The organism is Variovorax sp. PBL-H6, from assembly GCF_901827155.1.
In the GTDB taxonomy this organism is placed as follows: Bacteria; Pseudomonadota; Gammaproteobacteria; order Burkholderiales; family Burkholderiaceae_C; genus Variovorax.
The window spans coordinates 2102271-2119334 of sequence record NZ_LR594659.1 but is presented as its reverse complement, the minus strand read 5'-3'; the positions used below and the strand labels follow the sequence as shown (position 1 = coordinate 2119334).

16 protein-coding genes and 2 pseudogenes are annotated in these 17064 nt (G+C 64.1%); 1 reads left to right on the top strand and 17 read right to left on the bottom strand.

Annotated elements, in window-relative coordinates; genetic code table 11:
• Nucleotides 1-106 precede the first annotated feature (106 nt).
• From G3W89_RS10155 to G3W89_RS10095, 15 genes and pseudogenes are all read right to left on the bottom strand, one after another.
• On the bottom strand, nt 107-1747 hold the full coding sequence (locus G3W89_RS10155) for an acyl-CoA synthetase (protein WP_162573966.1): 1641 nt from the start codon (nt 1745-1747) through the stop codon (nt 107-109).
• A 300-nt stretch (nt 1748-2047) separates the two neighbouring features.
• The gene (locus tag G3W89_RS10150) at nt 2048-2758 is read right to left on the bottom strand and encodes a ThuA domain-containing protein (RefSeq protein WP_162573965.1); all 711 of its coding nucleotides are present in this window, start codon (nt 2756-2758) and stop codon (nt 2048-2050) included.
• Nucleotides 2759-2761: 3 nt separating this feature from the next.
• Nucleotides 2762-3073 (bottom strand): NIPSNAP family protein, encoded by a 312-nt coding sequence (locus G3W89_RS10145; protein ID WP_162573964.1) that lies wholly within the window; start codon nt 3071-3073, stop codon nt 2762-2764.
• Nucleotide 3074: 1 nt separating this feature from the next.
• A complete protein-coding gene (locus G3W89_RS10140) occupies nt 3075-3821 on the bottom strand; it encodes an SDR family oxidoreductase (protein ID WP_162573963.1) in 747 nt (248 codons plus the stop codon).
• 12 nt (nt 3822-3833) lie between these two features.
• Entirely contained in the window at nt 3834-4703 is an 870-nt protein-coding gene (locus G3W89_RS10135) for a 3-keto-5-aminohexanoate cleavage protein (protein WP_232076802.1), read from the bottom strand.
• A gap of 85 nt (nt 4704-4788) precedes the next feature.
• Nucleotides 4789-6540 carry a CocE/NonD family hydrolase gene (locus tag G3W89_RS10130; RefSeq protein ID WP_162573961.1) on the bottom strand — a complete coding sequence of 584 codons (1752 nt, stop codon included), beginning with the start codon at nt 6538-6540 and terminating at the stop codon, nt 4789-4791.
• A 183-nt stretch (nt 6541-6723) separates the two neighbouring features.
• Nucleotides 6724-7692, bottom strand: a complete 969-nt coding sequence (locus G3W89_RS10125) for a Bug family tripartite tricarboxylate transporter substrate binding protein (RefSeq protein ID WP_162573960.1) — start codon at nt 7690-7692, stop codon at nt 6724-6726.
• A 104-nt stretch (nt 7693-7796) separates the two neighbouring features.
• A complete protein-coding gene (locus G3W89_RS10120; RefSeq protein WP_162573959.1) occupies nt 7797-8768 on the bottom strand; it encodes a LysR family transcriptional regulator in 972 nt (323 codons plus the stop codon).
• 257 nt (nt 8769-9025) lie between these two features.
• Nucleotides 9026-9238 carry a DUF6537 domain-containing protein gene (locus G3W89_RS33665; protein WP_443083202.1) on the bottom strand — a complete coding sequence of 71 codons (213 nt, stop codon included), beginning with the start codon at nt 9236-9238 and terminating at the stop codon, nt 9026-9028.
• 50 nt (nt 9239-9288) lie between these two features.
• Nucleotides 9289-9504 (bottom strand): annotated as a pseudogene (locus G3W89_RS33660) (DUF6537 domain-containing protein); the annotation flags it as partial.
• Nucleotides 9505-9627: 123 nt separating this feature from the next.
• Nucleotides 9628-10092 (bottom strand): annotated as a pseudogene (locus G3W89_RS10115) (indolepyruvate ferredoxin oxidoreductase family protein); the annotation flags it as partial.
• 132 nt (nt 10093-10224) lie between these two features.
• A complete protein-coding gene (locus G3W89_RS10110) occupies nt 10225-10518 on the bottom strand; it encodes a DUF1330 domain-containing protein (protein WP_162573958.1) in 294 nt (97 codons plus the stop codon).
• Between the two features lie 1000 nt (nt 10519-11518).
• A complete protein-coding gene (gene trxB / locus G3W89_RS10105; protein WP_162573957.1) occupies nt 11519-12460 on the bottom strand; it encodes a thioredoxin-disulfide reductase in 942 nt (313 codons plus the stop codon).
• 45 nt (nt 12461-12505) lie between these two features.
• Entirely contained in the window at nt 12506-13258 is a 753-nt protein-coding gene (locus G3W89_RS10100) for a glutaredoxin domain-containing protein (protein ID WP_162573956.1), read from the bottom strand.
• A gap of 62 nt (nt 13259-13320) precedes the next feature.
• Complete coding sequence (locus G3W89_RS10095; protein ID WP_162573955.1) at nt 13321-14292, bottom strand: LysR substrate-binding domain-containing protein; 972 nt, start codon at nt 14290-14292, stop codon at nt 13321-13323.
• A gap of 129 nt (nt 14293-14421) precedes the next feature.
• Between G3W89_RS10095 and G3W89_RS10090 the strand changes: the two genes are divergently transcribed.
• Nucleotides 14422-15402, top strand: coding sequence for a tripartite tricarboxylate transporter substrate binding protein (locus tag G3W89_RS10090; RefSeq protein WP_162573954.1), 981 nt, complete (start codon nt 14422-14424; stop codon nt 15400-15402).
• A gap of 172 nt (nt 15403-15574) precedes the next feature.
• On the opposite strand, the gene G3W89_RS10085 is transcribed toward G3W89_RS10090, so the two are convergent.
• Together G3W89_RS10085 and G3W89_RS10080 are read right to left on the bottom strand one after the other, a co-directional pair.
• Entirely contained in the window at nt 15575-15916 is a 342-nt protein-coding gene (locus tag G3W89_RS10085) for a hypothetical protein (protein WP_162573953.1), read from the bottom strand.
• 13 nt (nt 15917-15929) lie between these two features.
• Nucleotides 15930-17060, bottom strand: a complete 1131-nt coding sequence (locus G3W89_RS10080; RefSeq protein WP_162573952.1) for an acyl-CoA dehydrogenase family protein — start codon at nt 17058-17060, stop codon at nt 15930-15932.
• Between the last annotated feature and the right edge of the window lie 4 nt (nt 17061-17064).

Below are 17064 nucleotides of genomic sequence, written 5' to 3'. Positions count from 1 at the left end.
ACACTCATAGGGCCGACAGCCCCAAGTCGAAAGCGATGGTCTCCGCTTGGCGACGCGAATGAGCCGGAGCCTTGGCATGGTGGTCATCAGCCCCTGCGCGTTGAAGCTATCTCGGGGTGGTGGAACCGGCCCGCTTGCGCAGCTCGAACTTCTGCAGCTTGCCTGTCGAGGTCTTGGGGAGTTCGCCGAACTCCACCGCACGCGGCACCTTGAAGCCGGCCAGGTACTTCTTGCAGTGGGCGACGATCTCCTCCGGCGTCACCTGCGCGCCCGCCTTGAGCTCGATGAAGGCGCAGGGCGTCTCCCCCCACTTCGGGTCGGGCTTGGCCACCACAGCAGCCGCGAGCACGTCGGGGTGGCGGTAGAGCACGTCCTCCACCTCGATGGAGGAGATGTTCTCGCCGCCGGAGATGATGATGTCCTTGCTGCGGTCCTTGATCTTGATGTAGCCGTCGGGGTGCTGCACCGCCAGGTCGCCGGTGCGGAACCAGCCGCCGGCGAACGCCTCCTGCGTGGCCTTCTCGTTCTTGAGGTAGCCCTTCATCGTGATGTTGCCGCGGAACATGATCTCGCCCATGGTTTCGCCATCCCAGGGCACGGGCTTCATGGTTCGCGGGTCCAGCACCTGGGCATCGCGCTGCAGGTGGTAGCGCACGCCCTGGCGGGCATTCAGGTGCGCGCGTTCGCCGATCTCGAGCCGGTCCCAGTCCTCGTGCTTGGCGCAGGCGGTGGCCGGGCCGTAGACCTCGGTGAGGCCGTAGACGTGGGTGAGGTCGAAGCCCAGGCGCTCCATGCCCTCGATCATGGAGGCCGGCGGCGCGGCGCCGGCGACCATGGCCTTCACCCCGTGCGGCAGGCCCCGCTTCAATTCCTCGGGGGCGTTCACCAGCAGGCTGTGCACGATGGGCGCGCCGCAGTAGTGGGTCACGCCGTGCTCGCGGATCGCGTCCGCCATGGCCTGAGCCTCCACTTTGCGCAGGCACACGTTCACGCCGGCGCGGGCGGCCACGGTCCAGGGGAAGCACCAGCCGTTGCAATGGAACATGGGCAGGGTCCAGAGGTAGACCGGGTGCTTGGGCATGTCCCACTCGAGGATGTTGGAGATCGCGTTGATCGCCGCTCCGCGGTGGTGGTAGACCACGCCCTTGGGGTTGCCGGTGGTGCCGCTGGTGTAGTTGAGCGCGATCGCGTCCCACTCGTCGCCCGGCAGCTGCCAGTCGTAGGCCGGGTCGCCACCGGCCAGCAGGGCCTCGTAGGTGGTGCTGCCGATCCGGTCCTGGCGGCCCGTCCACACCTCGTCTTCAACGTCGACAAGCAGGATTGGGTCCTTGCGCTGGCGCAGCGCGAGCGCCTTGCCGACCACGCCCGTGAATTCCGGGTCGACGATGAGCACCCGCGCCTCGCCGTGGTCCAGCATGAAGGCCAGGGTCTGTGAGTCCAGCCGGGTGTTGAGCGAATTGAGCACCGCGCCGGCCATGGGCACGCCGAAATGCGCCTCCACCATGGGCGGAGTGTTGGGGAGCATCACGGCGACGGTGTCGCCGCGACCGATGCCGTGGCGGCTCAGCGCGCTGGCTAGACGCCGACAACGTTCGTAGGTCTCCGCCCAGGTTCGGCGCAGCGGACCGTGGACCATGGCCACCCGCGCCGGGTAGACCTCCGCCGCGCGCTGGATGAAGGACAGCGGCGTGATCGGCGCGAAATTCGCCTCGTTGCGGGGCATGTGCTGGTCGAACATCGAGTTCATGGATTGGTTCTCTCCTCGCGCGAAGCGCTTCATTTGATCAAACCCGCCCTGAGCGATCGAAAGCGTCTGAGCATCCGATCATCAGTCTTTCCACGGCTCGATGAGAAATTTCTTTCCCGTCGCCGGATGTGCGCAGATTCGGAGCACTTCGGGTGAGATGAGCTCCGCCAGCGAAACACTGCGCGTGTACCGGCTCGCAAACGTGGTCGTGATTTCTGCAGCAACCCGGGCTTTCGGAACAAGGAAGCTCTCCATCGTGGTGGGCGACGGCAATCTTCACGTTGTTTCCAGAGGGTGAGGTCAAAACGGCCGCCGCTGCGCCGCCCATTCGACGCCGCGCTTCACCAGATCCTGGAACACCGGCAGGTCCCAGGGACCGCGATGGTCGGGCTGTTCGGGCACGTGCGGGGGCTTGTCATACGGTCGATTGGCGTGGCCGAGCGCCAGATAGAGCACCCCGCCCTCGCCGACGGCGCGGCGGTAGAGCATCGGACGATCGGCTTCCCCGAACTGGATGCCGTCGAACCCTTCGCCCCCCCAGCGCGCGTGGAGCAGGACGTCGAGGTCCTCGGTGACATCCTCGATGCAATAGAGTTCGTCGGGCACTTCGAAGTCGCCGATGCCTTGGAGCAGCGGCTCTTCCGGCCGCGTCACCTTGACCGTGAAGGTCATGTACTTCGGGTGCGAGATGAAACGCGTGCCGAGGATGCGCGGCATCGCGTGGTTGCCCGCGACCGAGTTGCTCGCATGCAACGCGAACCAGCGCCCGCCGCGATCCAGGAAGCGCCGGATCGCGGTGCCCGCCTTGTCGCTCACCGGCACCTGCGAGGTGTAGCTGACGAGCAGGTCGGCGCCGAGGATCCCGGCCGAATCCTCATAGTCGTTGTAGCAATCGGTGCGGATGCCGTGCGCATCGTAGAGGGCCTGGGCGAGGCGCAGCCGCGCGAAATCGAAGTCGTGGTTGCGGTGGGGGCTGCCGCACACCAGCGCGGCGACGAGCGGGCGCGGCATCGCTCAGCCGACGCTGAATGGGGCCGGTATCAGAAGTCTGCTCTCCTGCCGGATGAAAAGAGGAGCGACTTCCGCGACGTAGGCTTGCCACGCAGGGAGAGCGGCGAGCGCCGCGCGCCGACGCAGCCGGTCCTCGAACGAACAGAATCCCCAAATGAAGATCACCTGGTTCAGGTCCCCGACTTCCGTCGTGTAGCAGCCGGCCAGGTGCCCGAGCACGTCACACTGAATCGACTTGCCTTTCTCTGCGTAGATGGCGAGGTAGTCCTTCAGGTGTGAGGGCGGCAACTGGTAAGTCCGCATCTCGAAGAGCATCTTATCTTCCGCCCGAAATGTCCAGGACGGCGCCATGGACGTACGACGAGCGTTCCGACACCAGCCAGAGCACAGCCTCGGCGACTTCATTCGCAGTACCCGGACGCCGCATCGGGATCGTCGGCGCGATGCTTTCGATGAGCTTTGCGCCTCCGAACTCATCGTGCATTTCGGTGACGATGACTCCGGGTCGAAGGCTGTTCACCCGAACGCCGAGTGGCCCGAGCTCCTTGGCAAGCGCGATGGTCATGCCGTCCAAAGCGGCTTTCGTGGACGCATAGTGCGACAGTTCGGGCATGCCCCCATGACGTGCCGCGGCCGACGAGACGTTCACGATCGAACCCCCTTCGCCCCCGCCGCTGCGTCCCATGCGCCTGACAGCTTCCCGGGAACAGTAAAACGCGGAAAACACGTTCGTCTCGAAGATCCGCCGCAACCTGTCCTCGTCCATTTCCGTGATCGGGCTCCGGCCACCGGAGATGCCGGCGTTATTCACCAGCGCGGAGACAGGGCCCAATGCCTGATCCACCTCAGTGAAGAGCTTCGCGGCTCCCGCGCTGGTCGACACATCGGCGCAGCTGGCCACGGCCCTGCCTCCTTGACGAGCGATATCTCGCACGAGCGCTTCCGCGGCGTCACGATCACTCCGGTAGTTGACTGCGACTGCGTAACCCTCCTTCGCACCAAGGAGCGCGATCGCGGCACCGATACCCCGGCTGGAACCGGTCACAACAAGAACTTTCGACACGCTGGTTCTCCTTCAGAAGTTGACGCCTGTGGCGCCCTTGAGTTGCAGGCGATCGCGCGCCTCGTCGGCCGTCGCGATCTCCAGCCCCAACCCTTCGATCAGTTTTCGCACGGCCCGGACCTGGTCCGCATTCGACTCCGCCAGCTTGCCGGGGCCGAGCCAAATGGAGTCTTCCAGGCCGACGCGCACGTTTGCGCCCATCGTTGCTGCCTGCGCCGCCACTCGCAGCTGGGCGGCACCTGCCCCGATCACTGACCAGTGGTACTGGTCCCCGAACAGGCGGTCGGCCGTCCGCTTCATGTGCGCCACATCCTCCGGATGCGCCCCCGCACCTCCCAGGATGCCGAGGACGGACTGAATGAAGAGAGGAGCCTTCACCAATCCGCGGTCCAGGAAATGCCGCAGGTTGTAGAGGTGCGCGGTGTCGTAGCACTCGAACTCGAAGCGGGTGCCCGCCTCGTACCCGACCCGCAAGATGTGTTCGATGTCCTTGAAGGTGTTCCTGAACACGAGATCGCGGGTGCTCTCCAGGAACGGCGCCTCCCAATCGAACCTGAAGTTGCTGAAACGCTCCAGCATGGGGTAGATGCCGAAGTTCATCGATCCCATGTTCAGCGAGGCGACTTCCGGCTTGAATGCGATCACAGGTTGGATGCGCTCGCTGACCGTCATGCCGGGCGCACCGCCGGTGGTGATGTTGATCACCGCATCGCATCGCTCCTTGATCTCCGGCAAGAATTTGCCGAATGCTTCCGGCGACTGGTCCGGGCGCCCGGTGACGGGGTCTCGCGCGTGCAGGTGAATGATGGCGGCGCCAGCCTCGGCCGCGCCGACTGCTGCGTCCGCGATCTGTTGGGGGGTGATCGGCAGGTGCGGCGTCATGGAAGGCGTATGCACACTGCCGGTCACGGCGCAGCTGATGATGACTCGTCGTTGCTTCACGAAGCTGGTCTCCTGGAGGGATGAATCACGCCCGGGGCGGGATCACGGGAAGAAGGATGGAAGACGGGTGCGCCGGACCGGTATGGATCGTGACCCGCCCACCGAACACGGACCGCGGACGGTCCCGCTCGTCGTCATGAACGAACGCCCCGCAGCCGCGCATTTCGTGCCTGGGGTGGTGGGCCATCACGGGTGGGCCGGCGTACTCGAAGTCCTTGCCACGGATGCTCAGGGCCAGTCGGTAGCCCGGCGGCACCACGATGCTCGTCGGCCAGATCTCCACGTCGAGGGGATAGACCTCGCCGGGCACGAGCGGGACGATCTCGTCGTGCGCATGCCAGGGCCGCCAGGGCTTCGAGCGCCCTGCGTCCAGCTTCCGGTGTGACGCACGCAGCCACCCTTGCGCGATCGGCGTGTTCGGGTCGTTGGCGCCCTGGAAGGTGACTTCCTTCATGTCGGGCGTGAACAGGCGAACGGTCAGGAAGAGATCCGCGTCGGTGGTCTCGGAGGAAACGTAGAGGCGGGCTGACACCGGCCCCGTCACCTCGAGTTCGCAGGTCGAGGGCGGCAGCATGAACACCAGGCCCGGCCCGAGGCCCTCGTAGGTGACGGAAGCGTTGTCCACCGGGACGGAAGTGCCGAGGACCGCATTGCCTGGCTCCAGGTAATACGGGGTCCAGCGCGTGTCCGGCAGCGGCCAGGCCTGCTCCTTGCGCTCGACGAACCTGTCCACGTGCCGGATCTTCAGGTTCACGGGAGGTTCGGCGTCCCAGCCGTTGTTCTCGCCCTTCAGGAAGTGATCGAAAAATCTCTTCTGCAGCGCGACCGAACGGGCGATGTAGAAAGAAGACCAGTGGTCGCCACCATGCATCTCGAGCCACTTCTGCTTGGATGCCGCTTGCATGAACCCTTCGGTGTTGCCCCGCAGATGCAGGCCGAGCCCTCCCCAATTGCCCGCCGAGAGAAGCGGCACGTCGATGGCGTCCCATCGTGCCGCCCGGGCCTCGAAGTACGGTTCCGGGCGGAGAGACCGGCTCGTCAGCTCATGTTCAAAGTCAACCCGGTTGGACCGGAGTGCCTCGTCACCCAGGGTCTCGGGCCCTGCGACCAGCTCACCCGTCACGCGACTGCGCGAACCGCGGTCGCCGGCGCCGTGCTGGACGGTCACGACTTGGGGTCCGAACCAGGACTTCCACAACGCCGTGCAAGGGATGCCACCGTGGCGCACGGCGTCCCGGTAGAGGTCGGCGGCGCCTTCCCAGACACAGATCGCCGACAGCGCCGGAGGACGGCGCGATGCGGTGAACCACTGGTTCATGCCGTAGTAGGAAATCCCGTTCAGGCCGACCTTGCCGTTGCTCCATGGCTGTGCTGCAGCCCAGGCAATCGCCTCGCAGATGTCGCGGCTCTCCCGCTCCGACCAGGGATCCAGCAGTCCGGGCGAGCGGCCGGCGCCGCGGCTGTCGACGCGGATGCACACATAGCCATCGCACACCCATTTCTCGGGATCCACCGTTTCCCAGTTCTGGTAGCGACCGCTGGAGCCCTCCGCCACATCGGGATGGCTGCGGACCATGCCTTCCCAGGCAGCCGGATAGCCGTCCTGGAACGCCAATCCCTTGCCGTATGGACCGTAGCTGAGGATCACGGGGTAGCGGCCCTCCTGCACCGGACGAAACACGTCGGCACGCAGAACCGTTCCGTCATCCATCGTGATGGGAACGTCCCAGTCCACAACGAGGGCGTCAGCGGTGGCGCCAACTTCTGCTTTGTTCATTCGTTCCATTGCGTCGTCCTTCGGCTTGTCGAATCGGCAAGAATAAGAATGGCGATTCGGTTCGGGAAATACTGTTGTGGCATGGCTGACATGCACTGGACGGTGGCGGCGATGCAAGGGGCACGCGAGGTCAAAATGAAGCGGGCGACCCGAAGGCCGCCCGCTCCGATGGACTCGCGACTTTCAAGTCTGGATGTTCAGCGACTTGATCAGGGGACGCCACTGCGCCTCGTCCGCTGCGACCTGGCGCGCGAATTCCTGCGGCGTGCTCGGGATCGGTTCCACGCCCCTCGCAAGCATCTTCGAACGCGCGTCGGCTTCGCGGAAATAGTCGCTCGCGTACATCGCCCACTGATCCAGGATCGGACGAGGCGTTCCTTTGGGCGCAAACAACCCGAGCCACACCCCGAGGACCAACTTGACGCCCGTCTCCGTCAATGTCGGGACATCAGGCAACTGGGACATGCGTTTGTTGGTTGCCACTGCGAGCGGGCGGACCTTTCCGGAATCGATGAGGCTGCCGGATGTCGCAACACTGTCCGAGAGGAAGTCGATTTCTCCTGCAATCAGCGCCTGCACCGCCTGCGGTGGCCCCTTGTACGCGACAGGCGTCGCTTGCGCGCCAATGGTCCGCAGGTAGAGTTCGATGCTCAGGTGCGACATCGAGCCAGGACCGATCGTGCCGTAATTCAACTTGCCCGGATTGGCCTTGATCGCCGCGGCAAGCTCCTGCGCGGTGCGGTACTTGGAATTGGCCGGCACGAGCAGCACCGCGTCGATGCGCCCAATGCCTGTGATGGGCTCGAAGTCGGCTGTGCCGCTGTAGGGCGTCTTCATGATGACGGCGGGCGACGTCACGATCGAGGTCGTGGAGCCGTACAGGAGCGTGTAACCGTCCGGTGCGGCACGCTGGACGAGTTGCGTGCCGATGGTGCCGCTTGCGCCGGGGCGATAGTCCAGGACGAGCGGCTGACCCGTGGCCTTCTGCATTGCATTGCCGATTTCCCGTACTTCCACATCGCCCGGCGATCCGGGTGGGAACGGAAAAATGACCGTGACCGGTCGGCGTGGATAGTCGTTGCTACCCTGCGCGTGCAGTTGGGTTCCCAGCACCGATGCGATCGATGCGGCGATCATGTTTCGCCTGTTCATGCGACTGTCTCCTCTAGTAGTCATGTGACGCGAGGAGAGGCTAGCAACCCGGCGCTAGCGGCGGAAATGCTTTCTCAGCATGGACGCGATGCCGATCCGGGGTGTCACGTCGAAAGCGGCGGAGGGAGCCCGCCCTCCGGCGGCATGAAGCCCTTCATCCTGGCGAGTGGCCAGCGACCGGTGGATATCTGCTCGTGTGCAACCTGACGAAGCATGAGCTGCATGCGCTGCCCGGCAACGGACAACCCCTGTTCGCGACCCTTGATCAAAAGCCAGGAGATCACCACGCCTTCGATCGGCGCCATGGAGATGGCACCCCGCTCGAGCAGCTCGCACCCGGAACACAGGGGCAAGGTTGTGAAGCCCAACCCTGATTGCACCGCCTTCAGCACCAGCTGCCGAGTATTGACCTCCAGCGCGACGTTGAGGCGGAGATTGCGCTCGGTCATCGCACTTTCCAAGAACATGCGGCCCACGTTGGGGCGGCTTGTCATGACCATCGGCCGATCGACGAGATCTTCCAGGGTCACCGGCTTGTCCAAGGCAAGACCTGATTCGGCTGGGCCGATCAGACCCATTGGCTCTTCGATGAATGGGTAGGCTTCGAGACTGGCGAGCGGTTCTCCGGAGCCCACCACCGCCAAGTCGGCCTTGCCGTGTGCAACCATCGACCACGCGTCGAGGACCCCGCTAGAAGCTTCGAAGACTCTCAGCAAGACATTGGGGAAGCTGGTCCTGAATCGCTGAACGACCGGAAATGCGAGCAGCTCCGACATGGACGGAGGCAGCGCGATCGTCAGCTCACCCCTAGGATCGCCAGACCGGTCTCGAACCTCCGAGCGCACCCGATCGAAGTGCCGCAGCAGTTCGACGGCCCTCTCGCGAAGGCATGCCCCGGCCTCCGTGAGCGCGATGCCGCGTTCGGAACGGTGGAACAGAGTCGCGTCGAGGTCTTCTTCGAGCGAACGAATCTGGCGCGACAACGCCGGCTGGGCGATGTGCAGGACCTCCGCTGCGCGCGTCACGCTGCCGACTTCGGCGACCTGGAGGAAGTATCGCAGCTGCCTAACGTTCATGTCATCCCAAAAGCCGTAACTCGGCGGCGCCGAAGCGGCGACATGGCGCTTCGATCCGGCGACCGAGACGGGGCCAGCTGCAGTCTACTCTGCAACAGCGATGACGTGAGGGGTAGGTCAGCTTCGCGGCCCAGCAGGCGCGGCGCCGTGCCCTCCGCCACCGGGTAGCGCTGCCCGTATTCGGCGCCGCGCAGCAAGTGGCCGCGCGTTCGGGCACGTCGCTGCCGCCCGCGCGGACCAGCTGCTCGCGGTTCACGTCAGGCCGCCTCGCGTTCTTCGGTCACTGGAGCCGCGTCGAAAAGGGCCAGCAGGCGCGCCTGCTCGGCCCGCATCCTCGCGATCGCTTTCTCCTTGACGTGGCCGAAGCCGCGCACCTGCTCGGGCAGGACGGCCAACGCGATGGCCTGGCCGTGATTGCCGGGGTGGAGCCTGTGCAGCACGTGTTCGACGAGTCGTTCGTAGTCCGCGATGAGCCGGCGCTCCTCTCGGCGAGACGCCGGCCGCCTCCGAGTGCCGACTCGGCCTGCGCGACACGCTCCACGAACGCGCGGTAGCGGGCCGCGAGCGCAGCCGACTGGTAGGCCATCAAGTGGCCCGCACGGTGCTCGACCAGTTGCTCCAGCGTCTGCGTGAGGCGCGGCACGAACTGGATCACTTGCGCGGGCCGCGCGGCCGCCTGGACCGAGGGCAGGACCGCGGCAGCCGCGCGTCCCCATCGGAAGGCCTGACGGTTCATTTCGACGGCCACTGCATTCAGCTCGATCGCGCGCTCGATCGAGGCCGCCGCCAGCGGGACCAGACCCTTCTGCCACGCGAATCCCAGCAGGAATGCGTTGGCAGCGATCGCGTCCCCGAGCAGGGCCGCTGCAAGCGATGCGGCCGGCACGCTGGCGCCCGCCAGTGCAAGCACCCCTCCGTGCGCAGAGGTGCCGGCCTGGTTGGCGTGCCGGAAGACATCCGCGCTGCGGTCCACGCCCGGGCCCTTGCCGTACCAGATTCCGAAGACACCGTCGTACTTCGCTCCAGGCCGCAGGTTCGCCTGCTGCGTGCCCCACACGGCCGTCGCCGCCAGTTCCTCGTTGACGCCCGGCATGAAGCTTACGTGGCGGCGGTCCAGGTGCTGCTTCGCCTTCTGCAGCGCCTGGTCGTAGCCGCCGAGCGGCGAGCCGCGGTAGCCGCTGATGAAGCCGGCTGTGTCGAGGCCTGCCGCGGCATCGCGTTCACGCTGCAGCATGGGCAGTCGCACCAGCGCATGTGTGCCATTCATGTAGGCCAGGCCCGAGACGGCCGTGTACTTGTCGTCGAGGCTGGTTGCGGTGTTCATCGTTGGAAGATCACGTGGAGGGAGGCGGGGGCGCCGGACGAAGTGGCCGCAGCCGCGCATCGATGGCACAGGCAACGCAACGGCCGTCACCGCCCGTGCACTTGCCTCTGTGTGGTCGGATGCCGATCGGCTTCAAGGAGCAAAGCCTTCCACGAACACCACGTCCGAGCGGGCGCCCTCGCGCCGGCCTCGGACGATCGCCTGATACTCCGGAGACCGGTACCAGGCTTGCAGATCGTCCATCGACGGGAACTCGATGACGACGAGCCTCGCAGGCTGCCAGGACCCTTCGGCGACCTCGGTGACGCCGCCACGGACAAGGAACCGTCCGCCGAACTTCGGCAACGTGCCGGCCGTCTGACGTCGATAGGAATCGTAGATGTCAGGCGTGTGGACTTCGATATTCGCGATGCAGTAGGAGGGCATGGTGTCTCGGTGCAGATGCCCGGGAGGGTACAAGCCGTTGCGGTGGCGCGGAAATGCCGCCTCGGCATGACGGCGATGCCGCCTTGCCTGCCTACCGCGGCATGCCCGCGGTCTTGTTTGCACCTGCATCCCGCGCTACGGCCGTGATCCCCGCAGCGAGGAACGTGTACAGGCTCTCGGTCATGTGAGCGACTTCCTTGGAGCCAAAACTTACCTTGCGACAGCGTCTCGACCGAGAGGTGTTCTGAGCCAATAAATGTCCAAACGGCGATCCAGGCGGCATGCGGCTTGCCAAGCTCCTCGAGCTTTAGGTTGCCGAGGCAAATGCCCGAACGAAGCCCGCCAACTCAGGTTCGGACGGCAGGTAACCGCAAATAAATGACCAAACTAGCGGTGCGCATCCTGTGTCGATCGCGACGGCCGCCTCGCTGTTCCCCTCACGACGGCCTGCGGAAGGGAAGCCGTCTCCCCGAGTCGCCGTCGGCAGCCACCAGGCGCAGTTTCGGCCGAACGCTATGGATCGTATGGGGATCGGCAGCAAAGTGCCCCTTCCGCATATCGCCGCGCGAAGCGCGTGCACACCCACTGGCTGTAAGGCAAGATCCGGCCCTCGGCCAATTCCGGACGTTCGGCAGAGGCGCGAGCAGCCCGTGAGTCGGACCGGCAGAATGGGGCCAGAACCGGCTGTTCGGCTTCGAGGCAGAATTCGCCCGAAAGCCGTCATTGCGCCTCACGCACAGGCGGCAGCCCGTCCAAAGCTTTCTTGATGGCCTCCATCAATCGCCGAGGGTAGGGCTTCTGCAAGAAGTCCCGAGGCGCCGTCTCTGATGGCTTGGACGGCCGCCGAAATCTCTGCGCTGCCACTGATGAAAACGATGGGCATGTTGGGGCCCGTCTCCCGAAGGCGCGTGGCGGTGCATGAGAGCTTGCAGTCTCTGACAGCTGAACCAAGCGGACGGATCGACTTTGCCCAGCACGCCGACGAACGTCCGCACAAAATTCAGGAATCCAAAAATCGTTGAGCATCCAGCGCAGCCATGCAGCCGCTTCCCGCGCTGGTGACCGCCTGCCGGTAAATATGGTCCTGAACGTCGCCTGCGGCGAATACGCCAGGGACGCTAGTCATGGTGGCGTAGCCATCCTGTGCCGACCGGGTTTTGATGTAGCCATCGGCCATCGATAGTTGGCCATCGAAGAGGGCTGTATTGGGCTGGTGCCCGATCGCGATAAAGCAGCCCTTGACTTCGACCAGCTCGCTGGTGGCCCCGACCTGATCGCGCAGCTGCACGCCTGTGATGCCATCGTCGTCACCCACCACCTGTTCGACCACGCGGTTGACCTTCAGCTCGATCTTGCCCTCTTCGACCTTCTTGTGCAGTCGGTCCAGAAGGATCGGTTCGGCCCGGAACTTCTCGCGCCGGTGAATGAGGGTGACTTTCTTGGCAATGTTTGTCATGTAGAGAGCCTCCTCCACAGCGCTGTTTCCCCCGCCTACGACGCAGACATCCTGGTCCACGAAGAAGAATCCGTCGCAGGTCGCACATCCCGAGACGCCGCGGCCGAGAAACGCTTGCTCCGAGGGCAAGCCCAGGTATTTGGCCGATGCGCCGGTGGCAATGATGAGTGCGTCGCAGGAGTAGGAGCCGCTGTCCCCCGCGAGCGCGAACGGCCGCTTTTGAAGATCCACGTTTGTGATGTGGTCGACCACCACGCGCGTATTGAAGCGCTCTGCATGCTGCAAAAACCGCTCCATCAACTGCGGCCCCATCACACCTTCGACGTCGGCCGGCCAGTTTTCGACGTCGGTGGTCGTCGTCAGCTGGCCGCCCTGCACGTTTCCGGTGATGAGCATGGGAGCGAGATTTGCTCGCGCCGCATAAATGGCAGCGGTATAGCCGGCAGGGCCTGAGCCCAGAATGATCAGTTTGGAGTGATTAAGCATGAGGAAGTCACAGGCAAGAGTTGCGCGAAGGTGGATTGAACGGGCCTATTCCCAGATGCCTTTAGGCACCGGCAGCCCCGCCAGGACTTCCTCGGTCAGCTCCTGCTCAACAGGGATGCCGTTTTCCTTGCTCCACCACAGGAGTTGACGCGTATGCTGGGCGCTGTGCCAGGTGGAGCGCTCCAAAAAGGAATGCGTGGAATGCACGCCGTAGAACATCTTCAATGGTTGCGTGCAGCTTCGATCTTCGAGGGTGTCCCACCACTGGGCCACGCGCTTCTTCTTGTCTTCCGCATAGGCGAGGATGCCGGGAATGTCGATGGCGGGCGGTGCGTCGATGTTCGCGACGACCGTCCAGTCCTCCAGCCCGTCGTTCACCACCTGCAGAAAGGCGTCCGGCACCTGGAAGATGTGATACGCCACATCACGAACCGTACGGGCACGCGGTGGCTTCGGCTGTTGCTCCAGCACACTGGCAGGGAGCTTCGAGATCGCATGCGTGGCGATCTCCATGATTTTCTTCCAGCGCTCCATGAGCACTTCCGGAGGCAGGACAGCGGCGAGATGCTCGATGCCCACGAACTTGGCAACGTCGTCCAGCGATTGTGCAAACGTAAACTTGTCGCCACGGACCACCACGGGAATGGAGCGTGCCCCCAGAGACGCCAAAAATTTCATGGCAGCGGGGTTGGTGGCGACGTTGATCGACTCAAAGGGTACTCCCTTGCGAGTCAGAAACTCCTTGACCCGGACACAGCTGGAGCACCCAGTTGTCCAGTAAACGCTGATTGCTTCCATGATGCCGTCCGATCGAGTTGGTGTAGGTCTTCACTTTACGAATTGCATCGCCACGGTGCTATTCAATGTGCAGACGGGCCCTTCGTTGAAGTCGATGGCGCATCAGCAACGGGACGGATACCTACCCACCTGCCATCTTGCAAGGCCTCTTGAATCAGATTTTCCAGAAGCTCATAAACGGCGGTCGCGCTCGCTCCCAGGGGCAGATGTTCGGACGTGCACAGCACCACGTTTCTGGAAAGATCCAGTGAATTGATCACCAGCGAGCTGTCGGCCCGGCTCTTGAGGTGCCCCTGCAGGGCGGATGCGGGCAGGATCGTGTGGGCGTTACCGGTTTCAACGGCGTCAATCAGGGTTCGAAGGGAATCCACCTCGGCAAGCGGCTCCACGGTGACACCGTGGGCGGCCAGTCCGGCTTGCACGAGTCTTCTCATCCCCGTCTGACCGCTTGAAAGAAACAACGGATACCGCGCGATCTCGGCGATCGCCAGCCCTCGTTCGCGCGGCTTTATTCCTGACTTGGCAGGGGACACGAGATAGATGATCTCGTTGAACAGGGGCTGTTCCACGATGCCAGGCGATGGCTCAAATTGGTAGGTGACCGTCATATCAAGCCTCCCCTGCAGCACCATCTCCTTCAAAAGGTAGCTCATGCCCTCGGCCAGATGAAGTCTCACCTGCGGCAGTCGCGTGCGCGCCGCCACCAAAAGATTGATCGCAAGAAGGTCCTGCAAGACCACTGGCAACCCCAACGAGGCAGGCCCGCTCACCTCGGCAGCCGATCGCTCCACGTCTTGGGCAGCACGCTCGACCTGGCGCAGGATGGCGACCGCGTGCTTGTAAAGGGTTTGACCGGCCGGGGTCGGGGAAACCCCGGTCGAACGCCTGATCAACAGCTTTTGCCGCAGGCGGGTTTCAAGAGTCGAAATCTGCAGGCTGAGGGCCGACTGAGCAACATTGAGCTCCACCGAGGCCCGCGACATGCTGCGTTGCTCGACGATCTTGACAAAATACTTGAGCTGACGAAGGTCCATTAGCGCTCCTGAGTTTGAAACACAGTACGCCATCTTCAGTTTCGATCCCGGGATCTTCCGATTGAATAGCGGACAACCGTAGCGAACCGGACACTCAGGCCGCATACCGCCACTACTCTAAGGCCCTAGATGAGACAAGCTCCTGTGATTCGCCGCCGTACCCTGTTGGCCGCTGCCGCCGCAGCCTCGGGATTGTGCGCCCTGCCCGCCTTCTCGCAGAACGCCAAGGCACTACGTCTCGTCGTTCCATACCCGCCAGGCGGCGCCGTCGACGCGACGGCCAGACTGCTTGCCGAAAAGCTGCCGGTCATGCTACAAGGCAGGACGGTGATGGTCGACAACCGTCCAGGCGCCGGCGGCAATATCGCTGCCGCGCTGGTGGCGAAGTCCGACCCAGACGGCAGCACCGTGCTAATCACCTCAAACAACCATACGATCAACCTTTCCCTGTACCAAAAGCCGGGGTATGTTCTCGATGAGTTCGCACCGATCGCGCAGATCGGCGTCACGGGGTTTGTGATCGTTGCGCATCCTTCGACCAACTTCAAGACATTGGGCGACATGCTGACCGCAGCCCGTGCCAAGCCGAACTCGATCTCCTTCGGCACGGGCGGCAATGGGCATCCTGCGCATCTCGCGACCGAATTGCTGAAGGAACGTGCCAAGGTCTCCATGCAACACGTTCCGTACAAGGGCTCTGGGCCGCTCACGACAGATCTGCTTGGCGGTCAACTGCCGGTGGGCGTCATCTCTGTCGTGGCGGCCCAACCGTTCGTCGCCTCCGGGCAGCTCATCGGTCTGGCGATAACAACCAAAGAACGCTGGCCCGATCTGCCGAAGGTCCCGACGGTAGAAGAATCGGGTTTTCCGGGCTACGAGTACAGCGGTTGGATCGGGTTACTTGGTAGAACCGGGATGCCGGAAGCCGAAATTGTGGCTCTCGAAAGGCAGCTGCTTGCGATCGCTGCGACCGAAGAAGTGCGGTCAAAACTGTACAAGCAAGGCATCGTCGTTGTGCCCAAGGGAAGGGCAGAGTTCAAATCGGCGATCGCCCATGATGCCGTTGTGAACCGCGAACTCATCAAGTCCGCCGGTGTGCAGATGGACTGAACGAAAACTGACGCGTCCCGACCTCTGTTTCCTCGTGAGCTGGATGTCAGAGGGCCGAGCCCAAGCGGCAAAGCACTTGTATAGCCTTTTTAGGCCCTAGTCTTGGCGCCGCACGACTGCTGCGGAAGGGCGTCGCGTCCCGCTGCTCAAGCCCGTAACGTCCTGCCGCAGCTCATTTCGCCTGCTTTGCCCCGTGATGCCGCGGCTGGATGGCAGCCGCCGCCGTCGGCACGAGTAGGCTCCCCGCCAATTCATGGCTCTCCATTGGCAAGGTCAGGGACAGAACGACGTCAAGGTCGAGCGGCTTTTCATCGGCGCTGATCGTCGAGACGCATTCGAGCGCCCATGCAACCCTATGAAAGCAGCAAAGACGCAAGATGCTTTGCGCCTGCTGCAGCGTCCTTGGGGACACCTTTATCGGGTGCCCTTCGCAGACATCCGATGCCGAGACCACTTCGACTAATGAGGCCCGCAAGTGTTCGGCCAGCTTCGTAGCATTGCGACGATGGGGCATGGTCCAACCCGTCCTACGCAAGCGCCCGTTGGATCAGCAGCTTCTGGATATCCGAGGTGCCTTCGTAAATCTGGCACACGCGCACGTCGCGGTAGATGCGCTCCAGGGGAAAGTCGTTGACGTAGCCATAGCCTCCGAGCGTCTGGATCGCGGCGCTGCAGACGCGCTCGGCTATCTCGCTGGCGAACAGCTTGGCCATCGCGGCCTCTTTCAGGCAGGGCAGGCCGGCATCGCGCAGGGTGGCGGCGTGCCAGATGAGCTGGCGTGCGGCTTCGAGTTGGGTGGCGCACTCGGCCAGACGAAAGCCCACCGCCTGCTGGTCGAAGATCGCGCCGCCGAAGGCTTGGCGCTCCTTTGCATAGGCCAGCGCCACGTCGAAGGCGCTGCGCGCCATGCCGACGCTTTGCGCCGCGATGCCGATGCGCCCGCCTTCCAGCGCGCCGAGCGCGATCTTGTAGCCCTCGCCTTCCTGGCCGAGCAGGTTCTCGGCCGGTATGCGGCAGCCGTCGAAGTTGATCTGCGCGGTGTCGCTGCTGTGCTGGCCGAGCTTGTCTTCCAGCCGCGTCGCGGCATAACCGGGTGCGTCGGTCGGCACCAGGAAGGCGCTCATGCCGCGCTTGCCCGCCGCCTTGTCGGTGACCGCGATCACGATCGCGACCTGGCCGTTCTTGCCACTGGTGATGAACTGCTTGACGCCGTCGATCACGTAGCCGTCCGCATCCTTCTTCGCGACGGTGCGCAGCGACGAGGCATCGCTGCCGGCCTGCGGCTCGGTCAGGCAAAAGGCGCCGAGCATCTGCCCCTGCGCCAGCGGCTGCAGCCACTTCTTCTTTTGCTGCGCGTTGCCGTGGCGCATGAGGATCGCGTTGACCGGGCAGTTGGTGACGCTGATCGCCGTGCTGGTGCCGCCATCGCCAGCCGCGATTTCTTCGAGCACCAGCGCCAGCGTCAGGTAATCGAGCCCGGCACCGCCGTCTTCCTCGGGCACGCAGATGCCGTAGGCGCCCAATGCCGCCAGGCCCTGGTGCGCGGCCTTAGGAAAGTGGTGTTCGCGGTCCCACATCGGCGCGTGCGGCCACAGCTCGGCCTGCGCGAATTCGCGCACCGCATCGCGGATCGCTTCCTGGTCGGAGGTGAGGAGCATGGCG